This is a genomic window from Dactylosporangium sp. NPDC006015 (assembly GCF_040614215.1).
Classification (GTDB): domain Bacteria; phylum Actinomycetota; class Actinomycetes; order Mycobacteriales; family Micromonosporaceae; genus Dactylosporangium; species Dactylosporangium maewongense.
Map to the genome: position 1 here is coordinate 23,677 of NZ_JBEXUD010000069.1, position 25,675 is coordinate 49,351.

Genomic DNA, 25,675 nt, shown 5'->3' on the forward strand with positions numbered 1-25,675 from the left:
GTCATCTTGACGTCGCACCGTCGCGGAATGGACGCCACCGCGCTGGCCAGGTCGCTGCTGGACCCCATCCCGGCGCACCGCACCGTGGGACTCGAGGTCGTGCGCGCCGTCAACGGCGTCGGCGTGGTCACGGTGACGGCGCCGCCGGCCCTCGCCAACGTCATCGGCTCGCTGCACTCCAGCGGCCTCGTCACCCTCGCCGACGCGGCCGGGCTCGCCGCGATCATCTCCGCGTGCCCGACCCCCGACGCGGTCCAGGGCGTCGTCCCGCTCGGCGCCGCCGCGACCATGCGCTTCCTCGCGCCGGCCCGCGGGCACCTGACCGCCACCTGCCGGCTCGACCCGGACGCCCGTGAGACCCTCGCCGAGGTGTTCATCGGCGTCGCCAACCGGGTCCGGATCGCCACCACCGCCGACATCACCGACGAGACCGGCGTCGTGGTGTGCCAGGGCACCTTCGACTGGAGCGTCCGCCGCGCGCCCGGCGCCGCCTGATGCGGGTCCGGCTCGCCGCCGAGTTCGGGCTCGTGTTCTTCGTGCTCATCGCGGTGTACGCCGTGGCGGCACCGCCCGGCGGCCCGATCCCCGTCCTGCTGCTGCTCGCCGTCGTCGCCGTGCTCTACCTGCGGCGGCAGCCCGGCTTCGACCGCCGCGACCTGTGGCGCCCAGGCGCGCTGCCGGCCCGCGACGTCTGGCGGCCGATGCTGGCGCTCTGGTGCGCCACCGCCGTGGCGATGACCGGCCTGGTCGCGTGGCTCGCCCCGGACCGGCTGTTCGACCTGCCCCGCGAGCGGCCGCTGCTGTGGGCCGCGATCGTCGTGTTCTACCCGCTCGCCTCCGTCTACCCGCAGGAGCTGCTCTACCGGGCGTTCCTGCTGCACCGGTACGCGCCGCTGTTCCCCTCACCGGCCGCCGCAGCGCTCGCCGGCGCGCTCGCGTTCGGCTTCGCGCACATCATCTTCGGCAACGTCCTCGCGGTCGTGCTGACCCTGGCGGGCGGCTGGCTGTTCGCCCGCCGCTACCAGCAGACCCGCTCCCTGTTCGTGGTCTCCGTCGAGCACGCCGCCTACGGCCTGCTCATCTTCACCGTCGGCCTGGGCGGCTTCTTCTACCACGGCGCGTGACCGGTCCTCCCGGTCACGCGCCATGCCCTGTGGTCCGTTTGCGTCAGGCCTCCATGACAGGCCTTCGGGTCAGGCCTCCATGACAGGCCTTCGGGTCAGGCTTTCTGCAGGGTCGAGGTGCCGGCCTCGATGACGTACGACGCGCTGGTGCTCACCGGTGCCGTCCGGCTCGCGATCGTGTCCACCGTGCGGGCGTCGGTGCGCCAGCCGTACCGGTTGAGCTCACACCGCAGGTAGCCACGCTTCGAACCGTCGAAGTAGCGCACGTGCGGGTTGAGCGTCGGGTTGACCGCCTTGAGCGGCCCGTCGAACGCGATCGGGAAGTCCGAGCTGATCGACGTCGCGGTCAGCTCGACCGCCACCGACGGCTGCTCGGGCCGATCGAAGTCCAGCTTGAGCTCGCTGAGCCAGGTCGAGTGGATGTCACCGGCGAGCACGACCGGGTTGGCGACCTTCGCGTCGACGAGGTGCCGCAGCAGCCGGTCGCGCTGCGGGACGTACCCGTCCCACTGGTCGAGGTTCGCCACGATCGGCGGCACCCCGCCGGTCGGGTTCGGGAACCTGACGCGGCTCATCATGACCTGCTGGGCGATCACGTTCCACCGCGCCGGCGAGTGGTCCAGCCCCCTGGCCAGCCACCGCTCCTGGTCCTCACCCGTCAGCGTCCCGCCCGTGTTCGCGGTCCCCGCCCCCGGCAGCCCGAAGTCGCCCGGGAACCCGCCCGGCTGGTCCGTGCGGTACTGCCGCGTGTCGAGCACGTTGATCCGCGCCAGCCGCCCGAAGTCGAACCGCCGGAAGATCCGCAGGTCGGCGCTGCCAGGCTTCAGGTTCGCCCGGATCGGCATGTGCTCGTAGTACGCCTGGTACGCCGCCACCCGCTGCCGCGCGAACACCTCCGGCGACTGGTGCTGCCCGCCCGTGTCGTCGATCTCGTCCGTCAGCGACGCGTAGTTGTTCTCCGTCTCGTGGTCGTCCCACGTCACGATCCACGGGAACGCGGCATGCGCCGCCTGCAGCAGCGGGTCGCTCTTGTACTGCGCGTGCCGGGCCCGGTAGTCGTCGAGCGTCCGCAGCTGGTCGAGCCCGGGCGTGGCCGGCGTCGTGTGCTGCCGGTCCGCGTACGCGCTGTGCGGGTCGTACTCGTAGATGTAGTCCCCGAGGTGCAGCACCACGTCGAGGTCCTCGGCGGCCAGCCCCGCGTAGGCCGGCCAGTAGCCGTTCTGGAAGTCCTGGCAGTTGACGATCCCGAACCGCAGCCCACCCCGGTCCGCCGACGGCGCCGGCGCGGTCTTCGTCCGCCCGACCGGGCTCAGCTCCCCCAGCGCCCGGAACCGGTAGAAGTACTCACGCCCCGGCCGCAACCCCCGGGCGTCCACGTGCACCGAATGCCCCAGCTGCGGCACGGCGACGGTGTGCCCCGACCGCACCACATCACGGAACCGCTCGTCCGACGCCACCTGCCAGTCGACCCTGACCGGCCGCGCCGCCGGCGGCCCCGCCGCCCGCAGCAGCCGGGTCCACAGGATCACCCCGTCGGGCAGCGGATCGCCGCTCGCCACCCCCAGCGCGAACACCCCCGCATGCCCCGGCAACGACCCGCCGTGCGCCACGGCCGGGTCCGCCGCCGTCAACGGCAACACCACCGCCCCAGCCGAGACCGCCGTCGTGGTGAGCATCTGACGCCGAGTGACCATGAACCCTCCCCAGAGTTGGATCCGCCCGTCGCCCCACTCTGCGCCACCCCGCCAACGCCTTCCGAAACACCGGACGAACGCCAGCCGCACGTTCCGAACCACCCCCGCCGCCGACAATCTCTTCCGGCGCGAACCTCTCACCCGGCGCGGCGCCAGGGGCAGCAGACGCGACACGAACCATGCGCCCGGCATCCCTGGCCACACCAAACAGGCCGGACCGCTCAAGCCACGCCGCTCAGGCCACACCACCCAGGCGACACCGGTCAGGCCACACCACCCAGACCGCGCCGCACCGCTCAAGCCGCGCTGCCCCGAGCAGCAACCCAAGCCGCACCGCGCCGCCCAGGCCGGGGGCCCAGGCGGCGCTGCCCAAGCCGCGTGGGCCGGGAGTGCCCCGGGGTCAGCTGACCTGGTGCTGGTCGGGGAGCTCGGTCAGGCGGATGGTGCACAGGCCGCCGCGGTCCGCGTGCACGTCGGTCACCTGGAGTTGCGTGCCCGGGGTCAGGATGAACTCCTCCTCGCCGGTGAAGGCGGAGAACCGGCGGATGCCGACGGCGCGGGTGGGGTGGACCTCGAAGAGGGTGCGCTTGCCGCGGCGGCCCAGGAACGCCTCGGCGATGCTGAGCTTCGAAGTACACGAGGAGACGCCCCACCAGGTGACGGTCTGACCGGCCGGGTACTGCGCGCGCAGGTCCATCGACACGCCGCGCCACAGGGGCTCGGTGCGGGCGGGCAGGCGGGAGACGGCGGAGAACAGCAGGCGCAGATACGGCAGGTAGGGCACGACACGGGAGCGGTCGGGGCTGCGCAGGCTCGCGTTGATCTGCCGGTAGAAGGCGGACTCGCAGGTGTAGAGGTACAGGGCGGCGACCTCGGCGGCGGACAGGCCGTCGGTGTCGGCGCGGGACGTGCCGAACTGGTGCGACTGCTCGACGTGCCAGTCGAGGCCGGCGAGGACCTTCGCGGCGGGGGCGATCGCCTCGCGGAAGTCCATGAGCGGCGTGTCGAAGACGCCGGTGATGGCGGGGAGGGCAAGGCCCTCGTCCTTGACGCTGGCGAGCCGCTCCAGGTAGAGCTGGTGCAGCTCCATTGTGGACGCGATGAAGGCGCCCATGCGGTCGGCGGCGGCGGCCGACGCATTCCACCCCTTGCTCGGCAGCCAGTCGACCTCGTCGGCGCCGAGGGCGTCGAGCGCCGCGTTGACGGTGCCGAAGTGCTCGCCGTCGCAGAAGATGTCGCCCTGGGCGGCCGGGTTGGCGTGGTCGATGTGGCGGACCCGCACGCCGGGATAGCGCTTCTCGAGGCGCTGCACGACGCTCTTCAGGCTGCGGGCGTGCGCGCCCCACCAGGCGAAGACGACGCTGCGGTCGGGCTCGTCGGCGTCCTGTTTGGCCTTGAGGATCTCCTCGACCAGCCGCTCGACGACGGGGCGCCAGAACGCGGTGTGCTGGTCGGTGGCCATCGCGCCGTCGCTGCTCGCGGTCAGCGACGCGTTGAGCAGCAGCACGCCCTGGGTGAGCATCGCCTGGAACCACTCGGGCGGCTGCACGGTGTCGTGCTCGCGCAGCAGCTTGCGGATGTCGGCGATCGGCGTCTTCTTCGGGATGCCGTGCTTCCACATCGCCGCGGCCTTGATGATGCAGCGGATGGAGATGACCTTGCCGAACTGGCTGTCGTCCCAGTCGTGGAACGTGTTGTCGAACATGGCGATGCCGGTGGCGCTCTCCGGCCGTGGGTAAGGATTCTGCCCGAAGACGACGACCTTCCACTTGTGCGGAGGGTTGGGCTTCAGCGCCTGGAACGTCAGCTCCCGCACGGGCACGACCTTCGGGCTGCGGCCCGGGCCGATGAACGAGGCCGCGGCCGGCTGCGCCTCGATGACGGGCTTCAGCAGCGGCAGCCACGGCTCGCCGCCACCGCTGAACAGCTCGGCAAGGCCCAACTCGTCGTCGCTCATGATGCCCCCAGGTCGCCGTCGATGGGGCCAGGCCCCGAAAACGCCCGGAGACTAACACCGACCTCTGACATTTTTTCCGCCGAAGCGCACCCGGTACGGTCCGGCGGAAACCGAAGCCACAGCCGAACCCCGATCGGAGCGAGCCATGCCCGAAAGCGCCACCAACACGCAGCTCAAGGTGGTCCTCAGCGACGTCAACGCCAAGGTCGTGCAGGCCTGGCGGTCGGCGTTCCAGGACAATCCCGAGGTCGAGATCGTCAAGGGCTCGATCCTCAACCAGCGGGTCGACGCCTGGGTCAGCCCGACCAACTCGCAGGGCCTGATGGACGGCGGCGTCGACGCCGTCGTCAAGCGGCACCTCGGCGCCGGCATCCAGCTGCGGGTGCAGCGGGCCATCCGCGACGGGTTCGCCGGCACGTTGCCGATCGGCAGCGCGGTGTGTGTCCCGTCCGGCGCCGCCACCCCCAGGTTCCTCATCTCCACCCCGACGATGACGCAGTCGGTGCAGAACGTCCGCGAGACGCTCAACGTGGCCCTCGCGTGCGCGGCGGCGTTCCAGGCGATCCACATGCAGAACGCGGCCGAGCCCGGCAGCATCACGTCGGTCGCGCTCGTCGGCATGGGCGCGGCCACGGGCAAGGTGCCGCCGCAGGTGTGCGCCAACCTGATGTGGGCCGGCTACACGCTGTTCGGCGACTACTCGTTCGACGACTACGACGAGCTGCGCGCCACGGTCAGCGCCCAGCTGGACGACATCGAGCGCCGCCCGGAGCAGGAGCGGGTCCGGATCACCCCGCCGCAGCGCCGATAGGCGCTTGCACGAGAACTGCACGCGCCCCGGGTCACGCTGCCATCGTCGAGCGTGGCCCGGGTCGAGGATGGTCGCACATGTTGATGGTGGGGTTCGTGGTGATGCTGCTCATCGGGGTGGTCCACCTCGTCAAGGGGGTCCGCTCCTCGGGCAGCGACCGGCGGTTCCTGGCCCGCGCGGTCCGCGTGCCCGGCGTCGTCGTCGACGTCAGCTGGGATTTCGTCCCCACCGCCTCCGGGGTCCAGCTGGGGATGCCCATCTTCCAGTACCACACCCGCGAAGGCCGCCCGATGCGCGCGACGGACCCGGTCGGGGCGAACCCGCCCCGCTTCCGGCCCGGCACACCGGTCGCCGTCCTCTACGACCCCAAAGCCCCGCACGTCGCCAAGCTCGAGGCGAACCTGGGCACCGGCAAGGGCCTGAACATGCTCAGCGCCATCGGCGGTACCGCCGCCGCCATCGCCGGCCTGATCGGCCTGGTCGTCATGCTCAGCGAGTAGCGGCCGGCATCGACGGGTACCAGCACCGGCATGCGCCTCGCGTCACTCGTCGCCGTCCGTCTCCTGTTGCCGGTGCTGCTCCTGTACGGGCTGCTCGTCGGACTCGGACTCCTCGTGACGCGAGCACTACCCGGCGTGTGGCCGCTGACCGTCGAGGACGGCGTCAACCGTGCCCTGGCGGCGGAGCGCACCGGCCCGCGCACGGACGTCTCGCTCGTGTTCAGCACCATCGCCAGTACGCCGGCAATCATCGCCGTCACAGCGGTCGCCGCGACCGTCCTCGTCCTTCTCCTGCGCCGCTGGCGCGAGCCGCTGTTCCTGTGCGCGGCCGTGAGCGCCCAGGCGGCGGTGTTCCTGTTCACGACCCTCGCGATCCACCGGCAGCGGCCGGCGGTGGATCGCATGGACGGCTCGCTGCCCACGTCGAGCTTCCCGTCGGGGCACACGTCCGCCGCCGTCGCGCTCTACTGTGGACTGGCGTTCCTGCTGGCCCGCGCCGCCACCCGCCCCTTCACCCGGGCCGCCGCGTGGGCGCTGGTCGCCATCCCGCTCGGTGTGGCGTTGACGCGGATGTACCGCGGGATGCACCACCCGAGTGACGTCGTCGCGTCGTTCGTCAACGGGGCGGCCTGCCTGTACATCATGGCCCGCGGCATCCTCGACAAGACCGTGCCCTGGAACCCGGGCGGCCGCTCCGCCGTGCCCCGCCGGCGCGAGTCCACCACCGGCCCGCTCACGACGGCGGCACCCCCGCGACCCCTCCGACCGGGACCGGCGGGCCCCGCCGCGACCTGACGCCCACCGGCGCCGCCGCAGACCGCACCCTATTCAACCGACCCAGCCCTTCGTGGCCGCCCACGGACCGCACCCCTGCAACCCACCCTGCACTCCGTGGCGTCCGCGGACCGCAGGCCGGGTGCCGGCCTGCGTCCGGGTCGCCACGGCGAAGCGGTGCGGGGGCGGGTCAGGCCAGCTTCACCACCTGGCGGTCGTCGGCCGAGCGGCGGGCGGCCTCCAGCACGGCGAGCGTCGCGATCGAACCGGCGGGGTCGACCGGCGGCGGCGCGCCGTCGCGGAGGGCGAGGACGAGGCCCTCGTAGAAGCGCTGGTACGCGCCCGGTTCGGTCACCACCGGCTGGTCCTTCCCGTCGACGGTGAGCACGCCGTGGCGGGCGGGGTCGTCCTCGCCCCAGCCGGGCTCCGTCGGCAGGCGGCCCGCCCGCAGCGCGTCCTCCTGCACGTCCATGCCGTGTTTCGTGTACGCCGCGCGGTCACCCAGCACCCGCAGCCGCGGCCCCGGCGAAGCGGCGAGCGCGCTCATCCACAGGTGCGACCGGGCGTCGCCCTCGTGCCGCAGCGCCACGAACACGTCGTCGTCGACCTCGATGCCGGCGCGGCGGGTGTGGACCTCCGCGTACACCTCGGTCGCCGGACCCAGCAGCTGCAGGGCCTGGTCGACGAGGTGGCTGCCGAGGTCGTACAGCAGCCCACCGGCCTCGGCGGGGTCGGCGCTCTCCCGCCAGCCGCCCTTCGGCACCGGCCGCCACCGCTCGAACCTCGACTCGAACCGCAGCACCCTGCCGAGCGCCCCGGACTCCACCAGCCGCCGGGCCGTGAGGAAGTCCCCGTCCCAGCGCCGGTTCTGGTACACGCTGAGCAGCAGCCCCCGCTCGGCCGCCAGCCGCACCAGCGCCTCACCCTCCGCGGCGGTCGCGGTCAGCGGCTTGTCGACCACCACGGGCAGCCCCGCCTCCAGCGCCGCCCGGGCCAGCGGCGCGTGGGTCCGGTTCGGCGAGGCGACCACCACCACGTCGAGCTCGCCGGCCGCCGCCCACAGCTCCTCGGCCGCCGCCAGCAGCGTCGCTCCGGGGTACGCCTCGGCCGCGGCGCGGCGGCGCTCCGGGTTGGCGGTGACGATCGCGCTCAGGGCCAGCCCGGGCGTCGTGCTGATCAGTGGTGCGTGGAACGCCGCGCCGGCCGTGCCGTACCCGACCAGCCCGACGCGCAAGGTGGTGTCGCTCATGCCCTGAAGTCTCCCCTACCCCGCCGCGGCCCATGCGGAGATCCCTGCCCGAGCCCGTAAGCGGAGTGCGGCCCACCGGCACGACACCCGACCGCGGCGGTCGCGGGCTTGCGGTCATGTCACGAGGTCCTGCAGGTCGCGGGCGATCTCCGAGTACGTGACGGCGTCGAGCCCGACCGGCGCCACACACGCGGCGCAGGCCACGCCGGCAGCGGTCCTGGCGGGCGCGACGCCCCCGTCCTGCGGCCGCCGCCCTCCGGGATGGTCATGCAAGACACGGACCGTCACGGTCTGCTCGCCACTGCCGTCGGACCGGCCGACGAACACGCCAGGTTCCAGGTCGACCACCACCAGCCAGCCGCCTGGCACCCGCCGCGTCACCGACCGGATGCGCCCGCCGTCGCCTGCCTGTGCGCGGACCCAGCCGCGCCGGTCGAGGACGTACAGCCGCCGCGCATCGGTCGTCCGCCCGTCCACACCGAGCCGCGCGGCAAGGTCCTCCCCGGGACGGACCGCGCTGCCGGCGCTTGTTGCGGCGGCTGGCTGGTGTACTGCACGGCCCAGCTGAACGAACGGCTGAACGATCTCGTAGTCGGCGAACAACCGCACCCAGGCACCGAGACCTTCCCTCAGGGTGACCGGATGCACGATCCCCACCACGGCGTCAGCGGCAAGGACGAAGGGCTCGTCGTCGACGTCGCTGAACGTGAGGTCCTCCGCGACACGGAACGCGGCAAGGAACGCCCCGCCCGGGCCGTCACCAGCGGCGGAGAACGTCGCCCAGACAAGGCGGCGGGCGAGCTCACGCAGCACAGGGTGGGCGACGATGCCGTCGCGGAAGCCGGCGGCAGACCAGCGCCGCTGATCGACCATCGCGGCTTCGAGGCGGCGGGTCTGCTCGGCGGCGATCGTGCGGGCTTCCCTGCGCAACTCGGCGAACCGGGCGTACGCCGCCGGCGCCAGCACCGGGTCGTCCTTCGCCCCGGGCTTCGGCAGCTCCCGGCGACGCGGCTCCCCACGGCTCGGGTCGCCGCGGTGGTGCGCGGGGTCTTCGAGGAGGTACGGGCGGAGTTGTTCGTCGAGACGGACGGTGAAGCGCCGGGGGCCGTAGTCGAGTGTCAGGGCCCCCTCGGCGGGGAGGTCGAGGTCCGGCACGAGGCGGTCCGCAAGCTCTTCCGCACCGAGCCCGACGGTGGCCGCGGCCTCGGCGGCCCGGCGGCCGGCGTGCTCCTTCAGCTTGCCGCGAGCGCTCCCCGCGATGCGAACCAGCTGCCGCAGCGCGCCGAGCGACCCGACACCCGACGGCGGACCGGCAAGGCTCGGCGGGTCAGCCGCCGGCAGGCCAGGCGTCGGAGCGTTGAGGTCGGGGGTTGAGGGAGCGACGGGAGCGGTGCTCAGGGTGGCGAGGATGTCGACGGCGACCCGGGCGTTGGTCAGCTCACCCGCGGCGGGCCAGGCGAGCGCGAGCGGGGCCAGCCGCACCGCCGTCGAGTCGTCGCCGATGAGTCCGAGCGCCGTGAACGCCCACCGCTGCGATGCGGGGCCGCCCGCGGCGCGCCAGCCCTGGTAGAGCGACCAGCCGAACTCCGCCAGGCTCCCCGGGTCGCAGACCTGCCGGACGACGGCAACCCCCGCGTACGGGTCGTCGAGGGTCGACATGGCCAACATCGTCACGAAATGCCGGGTCGCGTCAGCAGGCAGAACCGCGTCGACGGGCGGAACCGCGTCAGCGGGGCGGGCCGGGTCGGCGGGCTGGGTGGAGCGGACCCGGAGGGCGGGCAGGAGCAGTGCGTCGGCCCAGGTGGGCGTGGTGGGGATGCGGGCGGGGAGCAGGTGCAGCGGGTCGGTGGCGAGCAGGGCCTGGACGCCGGCGAGGGCGGCCGGGCCGTAGCGGTCGGCTGCGGCGAGGACGGTGGCGGTGTGTCCACTTCGGACGAGGAACCGCAGGGCGGCGGAGGCGTCGCGGCGGGCCGTGACGGGGCGGGCCAGCGCCGGTGGGATCAGCGCGGACGCGGCCTCGGCCGGGTGGCGGCGCAGCCACTGCTCGGCGACAGGCCGGGTCTGCGTCGAGCGGGCGAACCAGCCGGCCATCCATGCCGCGACGTCGGGGCCGACCCGGTCCAGCAGCGCGTCGGCGCTCGCCGCGGCCCAGGGGCCGCCGCCGGGGACGGCCGGCGGGTCGGGGCAGACCAGGCCGGGGACGACGGGGGCGGCAGGCGCGGTGGTGGTCCAGGGCGGGGTGGTCAGGATCGGCGGGACGGCGGCCGGCGGTGCGGACTCCACGCGCAGCATCGCCCCGACGCGGGCGGCGGCGGGTGGGCTGAGGGCCGGCAGCAGGCGGGCGGCGCGGGCGGGGTCGGCGCGGACGTGCGCGGCGAGCAGCACGTCGATCGTCGGTGTGGCGGAGGCCTCGGCGAGGCGGCGCAGGGCCAGGTCGGGGAAGCGCTGGATCGCCTTGGCGAGGGCCGGACGCACCCGGCGCTCGCCGGAGCGCGAGACCAGAGTGTCGAACGCGGAGTCCGTCGGGAACGTGGCGAGAATCGCCGCCGTCCACGCGACGGCGTCGGCGGTCAGCGGCTCGGTGCGCAGCCAGTGCGTGAGGTGCGGCTCGATGGCGGGGCCGATCGCCGCGGCCAGGCCGGAGATCGTCGGCTCGTCCCAGAACAGCCACTGCGGCGCGACGACCCGCAGGAGCACGTCGAGCTGGTCGAGGCTGCGGACCGACGGCAGCAGCAGCCGGCACATCGTCTCGTCGCCGGCCGCGGCGAAGGTCGCGCAGTCCTCGTCGACCCAGACCGTCACGGCCGGCGCGAGCAGTGAGGCCGTCAACCGCCGCAGCGGCCGCGGGTCGGACCGCAGCGCGGCGAGATCCTCCGCCATCGCCGCAGCCTCGGCCGTGCCCGACACCGCCGCCTCGGCCACGCCCGCGCCCGGCCCGACCGCCGAAGCCCCAGCCACACCCGACCCGGTCGCGCCCGACACCGCAGACGCTGCCACGCCCGACCCGGCCGCCCGCGGCGCCGCCTCGGACAAGGCCGCGCCCGGTGCCATCCCCGCAGCCCCGGCCGCGCCCGACCCGGCCGCGCCCGGAGCGACCGCCGCAGCCTCATCCATGCCCGGCACCACCGCTGCGGAGACGGCCGTGGGCGGCACCACCGTCGCGGGGGCGGTCGTGAGTGGCGCGGGAAGGTGTGGCCGCAGCCGCAGGGCGAACCGTGACCAGGCGTCGCGGAGGAACGCCTGGCGCGGGCCCCCGGGCGTGGACCAGGCGACGAACGCCGTCGCGCCCGTGCGGCCGGCGCCGGCGTAGAGGCCGGCGAGCTCGGCCACCGCCCGTGCCACGTGCCGGGCCCCGTGGGTCGCCACCCAGGTGTCGACGAGCGCGTCGAACTCGGACTCGGGAAACCGGTCGAGCCGCCGCGCGAGCACGGCGACGGCGACCGCGAGCCCGAGCGGCGAGGACGCGGGAGCGGCGGCGATCTCCGGAGACGTCTCGACATGCCCGAGCACCGCGGGCAACGCATCATCGAGCGACTGGCGAACAAACATCAAGCACCCCCTGATGCCGTCACCATAACGCCACCCCCCGACAAAAAATCCGGGGACGATAGCGTAGGGATCATGTTCAACGTCGCCCTCACCGAAGCAGCGCAGCTACGGCCGCTGGAGCCGTGGCAGGCCGGGGAGTTCCTCGCCCACATGGACCGCGCCAGGCAGACCGTCGACCCGTGGATCCCGTGGGCCGGGGTCAGCACGGACCTGGAGACGGCGCGGGCGACGCTGCAGCGGTACGCGGACCTCGCCGCACGCGATGCCGGCCGACTGTTCGGCATCTGGCTCGACGGGACGCTCGTCGGCGGGACGATGTTCGTCGCGTTCGACGCGCAGGCCGGCACCTGCGAGATCGGCTGCTGGCTGGAGCCGGCCGGGCAGAAGCGGGGGCTCATCACGATGGCGGTGCGGGTGCTCATCGACTGGGCGGTGCACACCCGCGGCATCCACCGCGTCGAGTGGCGCTGCCGGACGGACAACACGGCCAGCAGCGCCGTAGCACGCCGCCTCGGTATGCGCCGGGACGGCGTGCTGCGGGAGGTTCACCCGTACAAGGGGATCCGTCACGACCTCGAGATCTGGTCGCTCCTGGCGTCCGACGGCTTCTCCAGCGACGGCCCCTCCGGACCGCCCTCCAACGAAGGCTCCCCAGACGGCTCCGAAGACGGCTCCGGCGCGTGACGCAGGCTCAGCAGCACCGACCCCGCCAGCACGGTCACGACCACCGCCAGGCTCACCAGTGACGGGATCTCCGGCACGGAGGTGCTGATCGTCTTGTGCGCGGCCTGCAGGACCAGCTTCACGCCGATGAAGGCGAGGATGATCGCCAGCCCCTTCGACAGGTACCGGAAGCGGTCCAGCATCCCGGCGAGCAGGAAGTACAGCGCCCGCAGGCCGAGGATCGCGAAGGCGTTGGAGGAGTAGACGATGAACGTGTCGTCGCTGACCGCGAGCACCGCCGGCACGCTGTCGACGGCGAAGACCAGGTCGGCGGCCTCGATCGCGACCACGACGACGAGCATCGGGGTGGCGACCCACTTCACGCCCTGCTTGACGAAGAACTTCGCACCGGAGTACTCGTCCTGGACCGGCAGCACCTTGCGCACCAGGCGCACGGCGATGTTGGTGCTCGGGTCGTAGTCGTCCTCGTCGTCCTTCAGCAGCTTGTACGCGCTCCACAGCAGGATCGCCGCGAAGACGAACAGCACGACCGTGAACTTGCTGATGATCGCGACGCCGGCCGCGATGAAGATCGCCCGGAAGATGAGGGCGCCGATGACGCCGTAGAAGAGGATGCGGTGCTGGTACTGCTTGGGCACCGCGAAGTAGCCGAAGATCAGCGCGAACACGAAGAGGTTGTCGACCGACAGGCTCTTCTCCAGCAGCCACGCGGTCGTGAACTCCACGCCCGCCTCCGCGCCGAGGGTGGCCCAGACGAGGCCGGCGAAGGCCAGCGACAGCGCCACCCACACCGCGCTCCACTTGGCGGCCTCGCGGAAGCCGATCACGTGTTCCTTGCGGTGGGCGAGCAGGTCGACCGCGAGCATGACGACGACACCGATGCCGAACGTCGCCCACAGCCAGATCGGTACGTCGAGCATGAACCATCCCTCCAGATAGCAAGCTGTCTGGGTTCAAGCGTCACCCGCGACCCGGGCCTCCCGCTGCGTCGGCCGCAGGACATTCGGCCGGGTGAACGTTGCCGACGACCGGCAAGGAAGAGCGGCTTGAGGACCGCTAGTCGAGGGGTGTCGACGGCCAGTCGAGCAGTCTCGCGGCCGTGACCGCCGCGTGGAGGGTGAGCCGCTCGGCAGGATCGGCCGGGTCCCTCCCGATCAACTCCGCCACGCGCGCCAGCCGGTACGTGACGGCCCGCACCGACAGGTTCAGCCGGGCCGCCGTCTCGGTCGCGACGCAGCCGGTCGAGTAGTACGCGTCGAGGGTCTCGACCAGGTGGCCGGCACCGCCGCGGGCCCGGGTGAGCGGGGTGAGGGTGCTGCGGACCAGGTCGTGGACGGCCGGCAGGTCCTGCAGCAGCACCCGGTAGATGGTGAGGTCCCGCGCGTCGACGAGGGGCTGCTCCAGGCGGAGCCGGTCGGCGAGGTCCAGGGCATACCGCGCCTCGTCGTGGCTGGTCCGCACCGCCGAGGCCCCGATCCGGGGGCTGCTGACCGCGCCCCGCCAGGCACGCCCCGGGCCCCGGACCGCCCGGTCCAGCTCGCGGGTGACGACGTCACGGACCGTGGCGACCGCCGCGGCGTCGGGTGCGGCGAACACGCACACCACCTCGCCGGAGCGGATCAGCACGAGCGGCTGCGCGTCGCCGTGGCGGCCCTGCAGCGCCCGCTCGAGGCGGCCGGGGATGGCGGCGGTGTCCGGCCCGCCGAAGCCCGAGGGCCGGCGGACCACCAGCACCGCGACCGGCCCGGACAGCGTGAGCCCGATGTCGGCGGCGGGGCCGGTCGCCTCGATCGCCTGCTGGCCGCCGGCGAGGAGCGCCTCCATGACGTCGTGCTTGACGGCCTCCTGGAGCCGGATGACGTCGGCCCGGGCGAGCTGGAACCCCTCGACCAGCGCGGCCACGCCGTCGTCGGCGGCCCGCAGCACGGCGAGGGCGGAGCCCCGGACCCGTGCGGCGTCCCCGCCGGCCACGTCGGGCGCGTCGCGCCACAGCCGCCACGCCGCCGACAGGTACAGGTCCACCAGCGCGCGCAGCGCCACGCCCTGCACGGCCGCGCGGCGCCCGGACGCCGCGCACGCCTCCAGCTCACGGCGCCGCAGCCGCCGGCCGTCGGCGGTCGCCGCGACGACCGCGGTCAGGAACCCGCCGAGCAGCGACGGGTCCAGCCCACCCGCGTCGCCCGCCGCGGCGGCGGCGATCCGCTCGAGGTCGGACACCCTGCCACCACCCAAACGTACGAAAGCCCGGACAACCAGGCTACAACCGCCGCGGCGTCATACCAGGCAGATACAAGGCAGATACAAGGCAGGCCGCCGCGCGCCGGTCTCAGCCGCGGGCGGTGCCGAAGCCGAAGAGGACGGCGATGCCGAGGGCGCTGCGCGGCGCGTACGGCTGCCGCCACAGCCCGCCGTGCGCCGCCGCGAACGCCTCGTCCTGCCACGGATGCGTCCCCGGCGACGGCGGGACGTGCAGGTCGTGGACGAGCAGCGCGGCCATGAGGGTGTTGCTCGTCGCCGGTTCGAAGATCTCGATGCCGAAGCGGTGCGCGCCCGCGTAAGCGGCGGCGAGCAGGCGGTTCTTCAGGACGCTGCGGGTCCGGGTCGCCGGCGCGACGGTCAGCGACACGGTGGCGCCGTCCGCCCGGGCGTGCGCGGCCCGCCACCGCTGGAGCCGCTTCGCCAGGGCGTAGTTGGGGCCCTGCTGCGGCACCAGGCTGTCGTTGATGCCCGGGAGGGTGCCCGGGTAGTTGGGCGCGAGCAGCCGCCCGCCGCTGAGGACCCGCAGCGGCCCGCGGAGCCGCCCGATGCCCTTCGCGGTCGCATACCGCCGGCCGGACTCGTCGACCGCGTCGTCCGGCACGGCGAACACGTCCGTCGGCGTGGCGAGGAACGCGAGCGCGAGGTCGGGCCGCGTCTGCCGCAGGCGCACGGTCAGCGCGTCCACGGCGACCGCGACCCGGACATTCAGCGGGCCGTCGGCGTAGACGTAGTTGCCGAGCACGGGCGCGCCGTCGACCTCGCCGAGCCAGTCCGCGACCCGCCGCAGGTCGTGCAGGAGGTCCGCGCCCGCGTGCTGGGCGAGGTCGGCGCCTTCCTGGGCGACGGGCACGTGCAGGCGCCCGCCGGAGCGGTGCGCGGTCTCCAGGAGCCGCTGCCAGATGGCGGGGCGGGGCAGGTCGACGGCGACGACGTCGGCGCCCCAGCGCAGCAGCGCCGTCAGCGGCCCCATCTCCGCCCCGGCGCCCAGCACCACGACGGGTCGCCCTTCGAGGGTGAGCCACGCCGGGTTGGCGGCGACGGTCCGCACCGCCTCCGCGCACGACGGCTCGATGACGCCGCCGGCGACCCACGCGTCGAGCTGCCGGAGCAGGCGGTCGCCTTCGAGCCGCTCGCCGCGGTACGGCACGACGAGCGAGCGCCGTGCCTCGCCCGACCCGGCGACGGTGGCGGTCCGCAGGGGCGCGCCGGCCGGCGAGTCGAACACGCTGTCCAGGGGCTGCTCGTCGGCGTCCGGCGCAGGCCGGAACCGCATCCGCGACCGCAACGACGAGAGCCCGTCGCCGGCGATGGCCAGCGCGGCCTCGCGGGACGGCAGCCCGGCCTCGACGAGCCGGTGGAAGTGGCGCAGATACTCACCGCGCCAGTTCTTCGTCGTCTCCGCCTCGCGGGCCCAGTCGGGCGCCACCGACCGCAGCGCGTCGGCGACGACGCCCCGCCCGAGTGCGGACGTGCTGGGCGCACCGTCGACGGTGGGGATGACGATCCCGCTGGGCATGTCGCTCATGGGGGCAGTCTGCCAAAACGCCGGCCGCCCCGGACCGAAGGCCCGGGGCGGCTGTGGAAAACGTGGCGGTTGTGGAAAAACCTAGAGCTTGACGTCGAAGCGCGGGTCGGCGGCGACGCGCTTGAACGCGGTCAGCGCCTGCGGGGTGTCGTCGACGCGGATGTCGTGGCCGGACTGGTCACGGGCGGTCTCGAAGTACACGAGGCCCTTGATCGCCGGCATCGCCGCGAGGTTCTTCAGCACGGTGTCGAACGTCTTGGCCTTGTTGGCGCCGTTGACCTTCGCGGACGAGTCGTACACGCCCCACTCGGCGACCATGACGGGCTTGCCGGGGTGCTTCGTGGTGGCCCAGGTGTAGAAGCCGGGGTACTTCGACTTCTGGTTGCCGGTGGTGCGGTTCATCAGCGAGGTGAAGTCGCCGCTGTGGAAGCCGTTCGGCTGCGCGTTGAGGTAGGAGTCGACGCCGATCCAGTCGATCACGTCGTCGCCCGGGTACAGGTCGCCCCACCACGGGGAGTTGTTCCACTTCTCGTAGTTCATGTAGGCGATCGTCGAGACGGCGTTGGTGACGCCGGCGGCGCGCAGCCGCAGGATCGTGTGCCGGTACATGGCGGCGAAGTCCTTCGCGGTCATGCCCGAGCCTGCCTTCGGGTTGACGTCGTTCTCCGGCTCGTGGTGCAGCACCAGGAAGAACGGCTTGGTGAAGTTGGCCTGCAGGTAGGCGGCCTCGCGGTCGATCCGGGCGTCCTGCGCGCCGGCGGCTACCTTCGCCCACGTCGAGCCGTACGCGACCTTCCAGTTGAGCATGAGGGTGCGCGGCCGCGCCGGGTCGGCGGTCATCGCGACCTCGTCCTTGGTCGGGAAGAGCTCGTTGCCCTTGTGGTAGGTGTGGTAGATCGCGGCGGTCCGGCCGGTCTTCTGCTCGAAGGTCTTCAGCGCCTGGTCGCGGGGCACGTCGGAGAAGCCGCCGGCGGCCGCGCCCCACAGCACGCCGCAGGTCGGGACGAGCTTGGCGTCCACCGTGCACTGCGGGCCCGCGGCCGTGGCGTCCGCGGCGAACGCGGCCGTGCCGGTGCCGGCGCCGGCGAGGACACCCGCGGCGAGCACTCCGATCGGCAGCAGGCGGCGAACGACGCGACGGACACGGTCGGAGTTCAGCGTGGCGAACGTCAAAAGATCTCCCCAGGTACTCGCGCCGGGCCCCTGCGGCCTGACCAGAACAAGATTCCGGGGCGGGCGGAGCGCCCCCGGTTCGCCACCGGTTGCCGTTGAGGTGTCCGCCCCACGCTCGATGTCCGCGCCACCGGTGGACACCGGTGGACACCCGTGAACACCGAAGCCGGCACGCACGTTGCAGCGCGGTATCGTTCCGCGGGTGCACATCCGATTCGACGTCCCGGCAGACCCCGCGTACGCGGCCCGGGTCGCCACCGTGCTCAGCGACGTCTACCTGCGCAAGTACCGCTACATCGGCTTCGGGCTGATCGCCTTCGGGCTGGTCGGCCTGTGGGTGCCGATCGGCGGCCGGGACTTCGACGCGAGCCCGTTCTTCACCGTCATCCTGATCGTCGGCGTGCTGTCGATGCTGTTCCCGTTCTGGGCGCGCCGCTCCGCCCGCCGGCGCCTCGACGGCCTCGCGGTCGACGGCGGCTACGACATCAACGACGACACGGTGACGATGCGCAGCGGCACCGAGCGCGGCAGCCTCGACTGGGACGACGTCACCAAGGTCACCGAGGACCGCGGCTTCTGGGTGCTGTTCACCGGCCGGCTCCCCTACACGGTGATCCCCCAGCAGTTCATGACCGCCGAACAGCAGCAGTCGCTGCGCGAATTCCTGGTGGCGCGCGGCAGCCTGCCACCGGCCGGGCCCTGATATTCAGCGTCCGCTGACCGAACAGCCAACGGCACCTACTTCGCGGTCGCACACGGCGGTATCAGCGCGCTCGGCGTGTACGTCTATTCCACCTCCATCTGAACATTGGAATGACGTAGCAATTCCGTGAAATGCAAGGAATGGTCCGCCACGCATCGCGGCGGGCCATTCCGGCGTGCCTTCAGAAACGATTAATCAGGTGCGGTGCCGCACGGGCACCGATAGGTTCGGCCACAGGCACAGACACACGAAGAGGAGAACGGTCATGCAGGCATCCGGCGCTCACCCCGGCCTCCCGTCCGTCTCCCCCGCCCGAAAGGCGCTTCGTGTTCCGTCTGTTCGAGAACCCCACGGACCCGTTCCCGCTTGACGACCGCGCCCCCGCCGCCGGGGTACGGCGGTTTCTCCTCGAGGAGTTCCGCCCGCTGCGGCCGGTGGTGGCCGCGGCCGCCGCCACCACGCTGCTGTCCGCGGCGATCGAGGTGTGGCTCATCGGCTACGCCGGGCACCTGGTCGACCTGCTCGCCACCGGCAGCCCGGACACGCTCTGGGCCACGCACGGCAGGGAGCTGCTCACCGTCGCCGCGTTCGTGCTCGTCGTCTGGCCGCTGTTCACCACCGCCAGCGAGGCCCTGGACGACATCGCGTTCCGGGCCAACGCACGGCCGCTCGCCCGCTGGCGCGCACACCGGCACGTGTCGCGGCAGTCGGTCGGCTGGTTCCGCGACGACCTCGCCGGGCGGATCGCCACCTGGGTCCGCGACGGCGGCGACGCGGCGAGCACCGCCGCGTACTCGGTGATCCACACCCTCCTGCACGTCGTCGCGTACGTCGTGGGCTCGGTGTGGCTGATGGCCGGCACCGACGCCCGGCTGCTGCTGCCGCTGGCCGGCTGGATCGTCGCGTACGCGCTGCTCATGCGCTGGGCGGTGCCGCGGTTCCGGCGCGCGTCGGAGCGCCTCCAGGACGCCGAGTCGGAGCTGACCGGGCTGCTCGTCGACTCCTACGCCAACGTCGACACGCTCGCGCTGCTCGGCGGCCGGGGCGCCCGCACCGAGCACGACCGCCTGGTGTTCGCGCGGACCCGCCGGGCGCACCTGGACCTGCAGCGGGTCGAGGTCACCATGAACTGCGCCATGCTGGCGCTCGGCGGCGCGCTGCTGGTCGGCCTCACCGGCTACGGCATCGCGCTGTGGCGGACCGGCGCCGCGCCCATCGGCCTGGTCGCGGCGGCGCTGGCGCTCAGCTTCCGGATCACCGCGATGGGCGAGTGGCTGCTGGACGCCGTGTCGGCGCTCTTCGGCGCGGTCGGCGTGCTGCGCCGGGCGCTGCGGACGGTGGCGCAGCCCCTGGCCGTCGCCGACCGGCCCGGCGCGGGCCGGCTCGAGGTGCGCGGCGGCGCGATCGCCTTCACCGACGTCAGCCACCACTACGGCCGGGGAGCGGGCGGGCTCGACCGGATCAGCCTCGACATCGCGGCCGGCGAGCGGGTCGGCGTCGTCGGCCGGTCCGGCGCCGGCAAGTCCACGCTCGTCGGGCTGCTGCTGCGCTTCCACGACGCGGAGTCCGGCACGATCACGATCGACGGCACCGACATCACCGCCGTCACCCAGGAGAGCCTGCGGGACCAGATCGCGATGGTGGCCCAGGAGGCGACGCTGCTGCACCGCTCCGTCCGGGAGAACATCGCCGGACCCGGCCCGTGCGACGAGGAGCGGATCGCGGCAGCGGTACAGCGCGCGGCCGCCACCGCGTTCGTCGCCGCGCTCCGCGACGCGGACGGCCGGACCGGCCTCGACGCGCACGTCGGCGAGCGGGGCGTGCGGCTGTCCGGCGGCCAGCGGCAGCGGATCGCACTGGCCCGCGCGTTCTACCGGGACGCCCCGGTCCTGGTCCTGGACGAGGCGACGTCCGCCCTGGACTCCGAGGCCGAGGCCGCCATCCACGACACCCTCGCCGCCGTCATGGCCGGCCGCACCGTGATCGCGATCGCCCACCGCTTGTCGACGATCGCCCACCTGGACCGGATCGTGGTCCTCGACGAGGGCCGCGTCGCCGAGCAGGGCACCCACGCGGACCTCCTGGCCAGCGGCGGCCTCTACGCCGACCTGTGGACCCGCCAGTCCGGCGGCTTCCTCGCGACCACACCCGACACCACCACACCCGACCGCACCGCACCGGACGGCACCGCACCGAACGGCGGCGCACCGAACGGCGGCGCACCCAGCGCCGCCACACTCGGCGGCGGCGCACCCGGCGGCGGCGCACCCGGCGGCGGCACCGGATCGCCGTCACGGGCCTGACAAAGGCACCGCCGCCCAGGAGTCGGCGCTGGTCTGCCGCCAGGTCAGGGTGTCCGGGGACGGCCAGCCGTGCGCGAGATGGGCCCGCACGTCGCGCTGGGCGGCCTCGGCCGGGGCGTCCAGCGGGGTGTCCGGCAGGATGCCGCTGGCCACGTTCTCAGGGAACTCGCCCACCGAGAACCGCCACTCGGCGGCCGTCCGGTACAGCAGCACCCATCGGATGTCGGGGTCGGTCACCGCACCTCTCCTCGCCGGTCCTGGACGGGATCGCCGTGCTCCGGCGCCGGGCCGGCAGTGGCACCTCTGCCGGCCCGGCGTTTCCGGGGGGTGAGCAACGTCAGGCACCGTCGGCGGGCGCGACGGCGCACCGGAAGGGCGTGGAAACGAGCACGGGAGATCCTTCCGGAGCGAACGATCAATGCTTCGGAAGATGCGGATGAGGCCCGCGCCGCGTTACACGACGACTCCCAGCGACGGCGCGGTCACCGTCCGACGTGCCGGGCGGGGAGAGTCAGGACAGGCCGAGCTCGCCGCGGGCCGGGAACGGGCGGCCCGCCTCGGCCTCCCAGCGGGACACGGCGTCCTGCTTCTGCGCGGGCGAGGGGGCGAGGAAGTCCAGGTACTGCAGGATCACGGCGCGGGTCTCGTCGAACGTGTAGAGGGCCGAGTCGCCGTCCTCCTCGAGGTCGGAGACCTGCACGCCGTCGGGGGTGGCGAGGAAGAGCGAGGAGTTGCCCTCGTACTCCTCGGCGGGCGACTCGCCGGCGCGGACCCGGTCGATCTTGTCCAGGAGCATCAGCAGGTCGGGCGCGTACCGGATGATGTCGCTGATCAGCTGGCCGGCGAGGAGGTTGAAGTGGCCGGTCTCGGTCTTCGCCGACGGGACCCCATACTCGCCGATGCTGAAAGTGACCCGGTCACGCATTGCAGAAGACACCCCGTCCTAATTGAGCGGCCAGGCAGAGTTCCATGAGCTGGTCGTCGGGAAGTTATCGTAGCTGCCCTCGATCGTCAGGCCGTCGGACTGCCCCCGCCACCGGCGCGGGTTGGTGGGGTGCGGCGTGCGGTTGGCGAAGGCGTCCTTGATCGCGTCCTCGACGCGCTGGGGGTGCCAGTTGTCGGGGAAGAACGTGCTGGAGCCGTCCTTCGGGTGCCAGGTCCCGTCGGCCGCCTGGACGTCGACACGGGCGCGGTAGGTGCCGGACGGGTTGCGCTCCAGGACGATCTCCATGCCGTCGGCGTCGCGGCGGACCCGGGCGCCGGGCGGGTTCCAGCCGTTGTGCCGGTGGTGGTAGCCGGAGCCGCGCAGCCCGTGCGGCTTGCGCACCACGTGCCCGCGGAAGACGTGCTGGTAGCGGGGGTGCCGCAGCCGCGCCCGCAGCCACTTCTCGACCGGCTGGAAGACGCCGCTGCTGCGGCCGCCGTGGCTGCGTCTAACCACCCAGCACCGCGTTCAGCGCGAGGTCGATCAGCTGGTCGATGACGAACTGCGTGATCATCTTGAAGATCGGGATCTCCAGCAGCGACGCGCCGAACGTGGCGATCGCGGTGGCGATGGCCTGCGCGATCTCGATCGCGAGCAGGATCAGCTGCACGATCACGTTGATCTTCAGGGCGAGCACGATGCCCGCGCAGATCATCAGGCCGGCGCCGATGAGGTGGGCGGCGGTCGCGCCGTCCTCCAGGTTGGTGCGGGCGGAGTCGCCCTGCTGCCACGTCGCCTGGAACGCCTCGACGGCCGAGTCCTTGTTGTCGGTCCAGATCCGAGAAGCCGAGGCGTCGGCGTCGGCGAGCCCGCTGGTGATCCGGTCCGGGAACGCCATCCACGCCCCGCCCATCTCGAACAGCTTCGTCTCGTCGGCCTCGGGCCACGAGTACCCGAGCATGCCGAGCAGCGAGATCAGCTCACCGGGGAGTTGCAGGCCCATGCTCAGCCGCCCAGCATCTGCTTGTAGGCGTTGAGGTCGGCCTTGTTGCCGGCCTCGTTGTCGACGTAGTTCTGCCCCATCTGGCGGGCGGTCGCGCCGATCTGCTGGATCTCCTCCGTGTTGCCCGCGTAGGTCTCGAACGCGAGGTCGGAGATCACGCCGTACACCATCCCGATGAGCGAACCGATGTCGTCGGCGCCCCACGGCTCGCCGTACGCCGCGAGCTCACCCTGGAACGCGGTGATCTCCCGGTTGATCACGTCGGCGGCGGACATGATCCCGTCGCCGGAGCGCATGATGCCCTCGGGGTCGATCTCGACGTGGTCGGACGGCATCGGCTCACGGCTCCCTGATCCTCGACATGATCCCGGTCAGCGACGCGGTCAGCTGGGTCATCTGGGTCACGCTCGCCTCGCGCAGCTCCCCCACCCGGCGGCGCAGGTCGGCCAGGTCGGCGGCGGACCGCTCGGCCGCGGCGGTGCCGGCGGTGGCGAGCGCGGCGTTGACGGCGGTCACGGCGTGCGCGGCGAGGTCGATCGAGGGCAGCCGCATCGCCCGCGGCCCGAACGCGAACCCGGTGACCGTGCCACCGGCGTCGACCCGCGCGGACACGTGGCCCTCGTCGTCCGCGCCGGTGTGGTCCGGCTCCTGGTCCTGGTCGGGCGTCTTGTGCTGTGCGGCGCGCAATGTACTGGTGAGCGAGGCGAGCAGCTGCTCCAGCCCCTGCCCGCCGGTGTCACCGCCGAGTCCCGTCCGGTCGCCGACCCTGCCGATCGCCCGGTTGAGCGCGGCCTGGATCTCGTACATCGCGCGCTCACCCTGGTCGCGCACCTGCTCGACGCTCGTCTCCAGGGTGGCCAGCGGCGGCGGGGCGTCGTCACCGGCAGCGCCGAGCAGCCGCGCCCTCGACCGGCGCAGCGCCTGGTTGACCGCGTCGGTGAGCAGCTCGCCGAGCTCCTCGTCGGTGAGCCGCATGACCTGCGGGGCGAGGGTGACCGACAGCAGCCGGCCGCGGTCGGCGACCGCCTCGACGGCCCCGTCACCGGCACGCCCGGCGCCTTCCGCCTCCCCGGGCTGGGGACCGGGCCCCTTGCCGGCGGTGGCCCGCAGCTCGGCGAGCTGCCGCTGCGCCTCGTCGATGCGCCGCGCATAGTCGTCCGTCATGGTCCACCTCCCCGTCGTACCCCCGCCGGACCCCCTAACAAGCTACCTGAGGTGGTCGACGGCGTTGTACGTGAGCAATCCGTCACCGTCGAACCGGGTGACGGACGCGTTGAGGACCGGGCCCGCGGCCATGACGGCGGTGACCTCCTCGACGGTGAGCGGCTCCAGCAGGTGGCGCAGGGTGAGGACGACCGCGTCGTGCGCGACGATCCAGACCCGCCGGCCGGGATGGTCGCGCTCCAGGTCGTCGAGGGCCGCCCGCACGCGCGCCGCGATGTCGTGGAACGACTCCCCGCCGGGCGGCCGGTAGCCGAACTCGCCGGCCGCCGCGCGGCGGGCCGCCTCCGCCGGGAACCGGGCGCGGACCGCGGCGGTGGTGAGCAGCTCGAGCTCGCCCATCCGCCGGTCGACGAGCCGGTCGTCGAGGGTGGCGTCCGGCAGCGCGACGCCGTGCGCGGCGGCCTCGGTCCGCGCCAGCCGCCACGTCTGTACGGCGCGCAGGAACGGCGAGCACGCGACCGCCTCCGGCCGCCGGTCGGGCGGCTGTGCGGCCAGCCACCGCCCGAGCGCCGCCGCCTGCGCCCGCCCGGGCCCCGTCAGCACGACGGCGGCGTCCGGCCCGGTGACGCCGCTGTCCAGGCGCCCCTCGGCCTCCGCCACCGCGAACGCCGCGTTCGCCGCGCTCTGCCCGTGCCGCACGACCGCCAGTTCGCCGAGCGTGGTCCCCATCGATCGATGGTCGCACCTCAGCGCTCGCAGTCGTCCAGGAGCTCGACGAGGCGGGCGGCGTTGCGCTGCGCGTTGTCGGCGCAGCAGTTGTTGAACAGGGCGTGGGTCTCGCCGGTACGGCCGGCGAGGGCGCGCAGGTGCGTGGCCCACGCCGACAGCTCGGCGCCGGTGTAGAAGTGGGCGAACTTCTCGTCGACGTCGCCGCTGGTCCAGTTGGGGCTGTGGCCGTGGAAGCGGACGACGGCGAGGTCCGAGGTGGCCTCGACGACCGGGGGGACGGACGAGCGGTGCCCCTGCGGCATGTCGACGACGACGTAGGGCAGGTCGTGCTCGCGCAGGAACCGCAGCGTCGCCTCCCGCTCGTCGCCGGCGAACCAGGACGCGTGCCGGAACTCCACGGCGACGCGCAGCGGGCGACACCGGGCGGCGACGTCGAGGATCGTGCGGCGGCTCGCGGCGCGGGCGGTGAACCACGGCGGGAACTGGAAGAGCACGGCGCCGAGCTTGCCGGCGCGGGAGAGAGGGTCGAGCGCGGCGAGGAACCGGGTCCAGACCTCCTCGTACGTGCCGGGCGGCAGGTCGTCCGGGTACACGCGCGGCCGGCCGGCGGCGGGGCGCAGGTCCTTCGGCAGCGCGGCGACCCGGGTCGGGTGGCCGGTCAGGAGGCCGAACGCCTTGACGTTGAAGGTGAACCCGGCGGGCGTGCGCCCGGCCCAGAGGGCGGCGGTGCGCTCGGCGGGCAGCGCGTAGTAGGTCGCGTCGACCTCCACGATCGGGAACCGGGTGGCGTAGTGGGCGAGGCGGCGCTCCGGGGTGCTGGCGCCGGGCGGGTACCAGCCCGACTCGAGCAGCGACCGGTGCGTCCACGAGGCGGTGCCGACCTTGATCTCACCCATACCGGCACAGCGTCCCCGCCGGCGCCGGCGGTAAACCCGGCGTTGCAGACATCGATTAACATCGCGGGCCGTGACCCCAGGTGGGACGGCGCTCGGGATCGACTTCGGCACCACGCACACGGTGGCGGTGGCGGCCGGGGCGCCGCTGCTGTTCGACGCGTCGCCGCTACTGGTGTCGGCGGTGGCTGCCGCCGCGGACGGCACGCTGCTGACCGGGCGGGACGCGCTGCGCGCCGCGCTGCAGGACCCGAGCCGGTTCGAGCCCAACCCGAAGCTGCGGGTCGACGACGGGCGGGTGCTGCTCGGCGGCGCCGAGCACGACGTCGAGGACATCGTGGCCGCGCCGCTGTGCCGGGTCGCGCGGGAGGCCGCGCGGGTGCTCGGCGGCCCCGCGGAGCGCACGGTGCTGACGTGCCCGGCGTCGTGGGCGGCGCGGCGGCGCGAGGTGCTGCTACGGGCGGCGGGGCGGGCCGGGCTCACCGGTGTGACACTCGTGCCGGAGCCGGTCGCGGCCGGGGCGGTCCACCCGGGCGACCCGCCGCACCAGCCTGCCGACCCGTCCCAGCCGCCCGCCGGCGATCCGTCTCAGCGGACCGCCGGCGCGACGGCCGGCTGGTCGTCCCAGCCCGGGGACGCGACGCCGGGCGGGCCGC

General features: G+C 73.5%; 24 protein-coding genes and 1 pseudogene. 9 read left to right on the plus strand and 16 right to left on the minus strand.

What is annotated here, in order from left to right; all coding sequences use genetic code 11:
• Positions 1 to 27 precede the first annotated feature (27 nt).
• The gene (locus ABZ321_RS54280) at positions 28 to 495 is read left to right on the plus strand and encodes a DUF4442 domain-containing protein (RefSeq protein ID WP_344504494.1); all 468 of its coding nucleotides are present in this window, start codon (positions 28 to 30) and stop codon (positions 493 to 495) included.
• Complete coding sequence (locus tag ABZ321_RS54285; protein ID WP_344504493.1) at positions 495 to 1,124, plus strand: CPBP family glutamic-type intramembrane protease; 630 nt, start codon at positions 495 to 497, stop codon at positions 1,122 to 1,124. Before ABZ321_RS54280 ends, ABZ321_RS54285 begins: the two co-directional genes overlap by 1 nt.
• Before the next feature lie 95 nt (positions 1,125 to 1,219).
• Here ABZ321_RS54285 and ABZ321_RS54290 read toward each other — a convergent pair whose 3' ends face one another.
• Positions 1,220 to 2,818, minus strand: coding sequence for an alkaline phosphatase D family protein (locus tag ABZ321_RS54290; RefSeq protein ID WP_354904291.1), 1,599 nt, complete (start codon positions 2,816 to 2,818; stop codon positions 1,220 to 1,222).
• 400 nt (positions 2,819 to 3,218) lie between these two features.
• The gene (locus tag ABZ321_RS54295; RefSeq protein ID WP_344504490.1) at positions 3,219 to 4,775 is read right to left on the minus strand and encodes an ADP-ribosyltransferase domain-containing protein; all 1,557 of its coding nucleotides are present in this window, start codon (positions 4,773 to 4,775) and stop codon (positions 3,219 to 3,221) included.
• Between the two features lie 145 nt (positions 4,776 to 4,920).
• On the opposite strand from ABZ321_RS54295, the gene ABZ321_RS54300 reads away from it, so the two are divergent.
• The 3 genes from ABZ321_RS54300 to ABZ321_RS54310 all read left to right on the plus strand — a co-directional run bounded on the left by ABZ321_RS54300 (position 4,921) and on the right by ABZ321_RS54310 (position 6,881).
• Positions 4,921 to 5,586, plus strand: coding sequence for a macro domain-containing protein (locus ABZ321_RS54300; protein WP_354904293.1), 666 nt, complete (start codon positions 4,921 to 4,923; stop codon positions 5,584 to 5,586).
• Between the two features lie 77 nt (positions 5,587 to 5,663).
• A complete protein-coding gene (locus tag ABZ321_RS54305) occupies positions 5,664 to 6,086 on the plus strand; it encodes a DUF3592 domain-containing protein (protein WP_344504488.1) in 423 nt (140 codons plus the stop codon).
• A 30-nt stretch (positions 6,087 to 6,116) separates the two neighbouring features.
• A complete protein-coding gene (locus ABZ321_RS54310; protein ID WP_354904295.1) occupies positions 6,117 to 6,881 on the plus strand; it encodes a phosphatase PAP2 family protein in 765 nt (254 codons plus the stop codon).
• A gap of 169 nt (positions 6,882 to 7,050) precedes the next feature.
• Here the strand turns inward: ABZ321_RS54310 and ABZ321_RS54315 are convergent, their stop codons facing one another.
• Both ABZ321_RS54315 and ABZ321_RS54320 read right to left on the minus strand, forming a co-directional pair.
• Positions 7,051 to 8,109, minus strand: coding sequence for a Gfo/Idh/MocA family oxidoreductase (locus ABZ321_RS54315; protein ID WP_354904298.1), 1,059 nt, complete (start codon positions 8,107 to 8,109; stop codon positions 7,051 to 7,053).
• 114 nt (positions 8,110 to 8,223) lie between these two features.
• Positions 8,224 to 11,619 (minus strand): DUF4132 domain-containing protein, encoded by a 3,396-nt coding sequence (locus ABZ321_RS54320; RefSeq protein ID WP_354904300.1) that lies wholly within the window; start codon positions 11,617 to 11,619, stop codon positions 8,224 to 8,226.
• A gap of 111 nt (positions 11,620 to 11,730) precedes the next feature.
• On the opposite strand from ABZ321_RS54320, the gene ABZ321_RS54325 reads away from it, so the two are divergent.
• Complete coding sequence (locus ABZ321_RS54325; RefSeq protein ID WP_354904302.1) at positions 11,731 to 12,342, plus strand: GNAT family protein; 612 nt, start codon at positions 11,731 to 11,733, stop codon at positions 12,340 to 12,342.
• Here the strand turns inward: ABZ321_RS54325 and ABZ321_RS54330 are convergent.
• The 4 genes from ABZ321_RS54330 to ABZ321_RS54345 all read right to left on the minus strand — a co-directional run bounded on the left by ABZ321_RS54330 (position 12,225) and on the right by ABZ321_RS54345 (position 17,299).
• Entirely contained in the window at positions 12,225 to 13,262 is a 1,038-nt protein-coding gene (locus tag ABZ321_RS54330; protein WP_354904304.1) for a TerC family protein, read from the minus strand. The genes ABZ321_RS54325 and ABZ321_RS54330 overlap by 118 nt on opposite strands.
• 136 nt (positions 13,263 to 13,398) lie before the next feature.
• Positions 13,399 to 14,559 (minus strand): helix-turn-helix domain-containing protein, encoded by a 1,161-nt coding sequence (locus tag ABZ321_RS54335; protein WP_344504482.1) that lies wholly within the window; start codon positions 14,557 to 14,559, stop codon positions 13,399 to 13,401.
• Positions 14,560 to 14,668: 109 nt separating this feature from the next.
• Entirely contained in the window at positions 14,669 to 16,126 is a 1,458-nt protein-coding gene (locus tag ABZ321_RS54340) for a hypothetical protein (RefSeq protein WP_354904306.1), read from the minus strand.
• Positions 16,127 to 16,207: 81 nt separating this feature from the next.
• Entirely contained in the window at positions 16,208 to 17,299 is a 1,092-nt protein-coding gene (locus ABZ321_RS54345) for an endoglucanase (protein WP_354904308.1), read from the minus strand.
• 202 nt (positions 17,300 to 17,501) lie between these two features.
• Between ABZ321_RS54345 and ABZ321_RS54350 the strand changes: the two genes are divergently transcribed.
• Positions 17,502 to 18,002 (plus strand): YcxB family protein, encoded by a 501-nt coding sequence (locus ABZ321_RS54350; RefSeq protein WP_354904311.1) that lies wholly within the window; start codon positions 17,502 to 17,504, stop codon positions 18,000 to 18,002.
• A gap of 326 nt (positions 18,003 to 18,328) precedes the next feature.
• Complete coding sequence (locus tag ABZ321_RS54355; protein WP_354904314.1) at positions 18,329 to 20,305, plus strand: ABC transporter ATP-binding protein; 1,977 nt, start codon at positions 18,329 to 18,331, stop codon at positions 20,303 to 20,305.
• Here ABZ321_RS54355 and ABZ321_RS54360 read toward each other — a convergent pair.
• The 8 genes from ABZ321_RS54360 to ABZ321_RS54395 form a co-directional block, all read right to left on the minus strand.
• Complete coding sequence (locus tag ABZ321_RS54360) at positions 20,294 to 20,542, minus strand: hypothetical protein (protein ID WP_344504477.1); 249 nt, start codon at positions 20,540 to 20,542, stop codon at positions 20,294 to 20,296. The genes ABZ321_RS54355 and ABZ321_RS54360 overlap by 12 nt on opposite strands.
• A 274-nt stretch (positions 20,543 to 20,816) precedes the next feature.
• Positions 20,817 to 21,230, minus strand: a complete 414-nt coding sequence (locus tag ABZ321_RS54365) for a hypothetical protein (RefSeq protein ID WP_354904317.1) — start codon at positions 21,228 to 21,230, stop codon at positions 20,817 to 20,819.
• A gap of 18 nt (positions 21,231 to 21,248) precedes the next feature.
• Positions 21,249 to 21,746, minus strand: coding sequence for an EndoU domain-containing protein (locus ABZ321_RS54370; RefSeq protein ID WP_344504475.1), 498 nt, complete (start codon positions 21,744 to 21,746; stop codon positions 21,249 to 21,251).
• Positions 21,739 to 22,233, minus strand: a complete 495-nt coding sequence (locus ABZ321_RS54375; protein ID WP_344504474.1) for a hypothetical protein — start codon at positions 22,231 to 22,233, stop codon at positions 21,739 to 21,741. The genes ABZ321_RS54370 and ABZ321_RS54375 overlap by 8 nt, the downstream gene beginning before the upstream one ends.
• Positions 22,234 to 22,235: 2 nt before the next feature.
• Entirely contained in the window at positions 22,236 to 22,568 is a 333-nt protein-coding gene (locus ABZ321_RS54380) for a hypothetical protein (RefSeq protein ID WP_344504473.1), read from the minus strand.
• A gap of 4 nt (positions 22,569 to 22,572) precedes the next feature.
• Positions 22,573 to 23,397: a YbaB/EbfC family nucleoid-associated protein gene (locus ABZ321_RS54385; RefSeq protein WP_344504472.1), complete on the minus strand. Its 825-nt coding sequence runs from the start codon at positions 23,395 to 23,397 to the stop codon at positions 22,573 to 22,575.
• Between the two features lie 42 nt (positions 23,398 to 23,439).
• The gene (locus tag ABZ321_RS54390) at positions 23,440 to 24,126 is read right to left on the minus strand and encodes a histidine phosphatase family protein (RefSeq protein ID WP_354904320.1); all 687 of its coding nucleotides are present in this window, start codon (positions 24,124 to 24,126) and stop codon (positions 23,440 to 23,442) included.
• A gap of 17 nt (positions 24,127 to 24,143) precedes the next feature.
• Positions 24,144 to 25,022 (minus strand): DUF72 domain-containing protein, encoded by an 879-nt coding sequence (locus ABZ321_RS54395; protein WP_354904322.1) that lies wholly within the window; start codon positions 25,020 to 25,022, stop codon positions 24,144 to 24,146.
• A gap of 70 nt (positions 25,023 to 25,092) precedes the next feature.
• Between ABZ321_RS54395 and ABZ321_RS54400 the strand changes: the two are divergent.
• A pseudogene (locus tag ABZ321_RS54400) lies at positions 25,093 to 25,675 on the plus strand (hypothetical protein); the annotation flags it as partial.

Bases quoted from the DNA above. Each gene is read 5' to 3' on its own strand.
- ABZ321_RS54310 (WP_354904295.1), top strand. From the start codon at position 6,117: ATGCGCCTCGCGTCACTCGTCGCCGTCCGTCTCCTGTTGCCGGTGCTG.
- ABZ321_RS54325 (WP_354904302.1), top strand. From the start codon at position 11,731: ATGTTCAACGTCGCCCTCACCGAAGCAGCGCAGCTACGGCCGCTGGAG.
- ABZ321_RS54380 (WP_344504473.1), bottom strand. From the start codon at position 22,568: ATGCCGTCCGACCACGTCGAGATCGACCCCGAGGGCATCATGCGCTCC.
- ABZ321_RS54340 (WP_354904306.1), bottom strand. From the start codon at position 16,126: ATGAGCGACATGCCCAGCGGGATCGTCATCCCCACCGTCGACGGTGCG.
- ABZ321_RS54375 (WP_344504474.1), bottom strand. From the start codon at position 22,233: ATGGGCCTGCAACTCCCCGGTGAGCTGATCTCGCTGCTCGGCATGCTC.
- ABZ321_RS54305 (WP_344504488.1), top strand. From the start codon at position 5,664: ATGTTGATGGTGGGGTTCGTGGTGATGCTGCTCATCGGGGTGGTCCAC.
- ABZ321_RS54385 (WP_344504472.1), bottom strand. From the start codon at position 23,397: ATGACGGACGACTATGCGCGGCGCATCGACGAGGCGCAGCGGCAGCTC.
- ABZ321_RS54295 (WP_344504490.1), bottom strand. From the start codon at position 4,775: ATGAGCGACGACGAGTTGGGCCTTGCCGAGCTGTTCAGCGGTGGCGGC.
- ABZ321_RS54365 (WP_354904317.1), bottom strand. From the start codon at position 21,230: ATGCGTGACCGGGTCACTTTCAGCATCGGCGAGTATGGGGTCCCGTCG.
- ABZ321_RS54290 (WP_354904291.1), bottom strand. From the start codon at position 2,818: ATGGTCACTCGGCGTCAGATGCTCACCACGACGGCGGTCTCGGCTGGG.
- ABZ321_RS54390 (WP_354904320.1), bottom strand. From the start codon at position 24,126: ATGGGGACCACGCTCGGCGAACTGGCGGTCGTGCGGCACGGGCAGAGC.
- ABZ321_RS54285 (WP_344504493.1), top strand. From the start codon at position 495: ATGCGGGTCCGGCTCGCCGCCGAGTTCGGGCTCGTGTTCTTCGTGCTC.
- ABZ321_RS54280 (WP_344504494.1), top strand. From the start codon at position 28: ATGGACGCCACCGCGCTGGCCAGGTCGCTGCTGGACCCCATCCCGGCG.
- ABZ321_RS54330 (WP_354904304.1), bottom strand. From the start codon at position 13,262: ATGCTCGACGTACCGATCTGGCTGTGGGCGACGTTCGGCATCGGTGTC.
- ABZ321_RS54300 (WP_354904293.1), top strand. From the start codon at position 4,921: ATGCCCGAAAGCGCCACCAACACGCAGCTCAAGGTGGTCCTCAGCGAC.
- ABZ321_RS54395 (WP_354904322.1), bottom strand. From the start codon at position 25,022: ATGGGTGAGATCAAGGTCGGCACCGCCTCGTGGACGCACCGGTCGCTG.
- ABZ321_RS54315 (WP_354904298.1), bottom strand. From the start codon at position 8,109: ATGAGCGACACCACCTTGCGCGTCGGGCTGGTCGGGTACGGCACGGCC.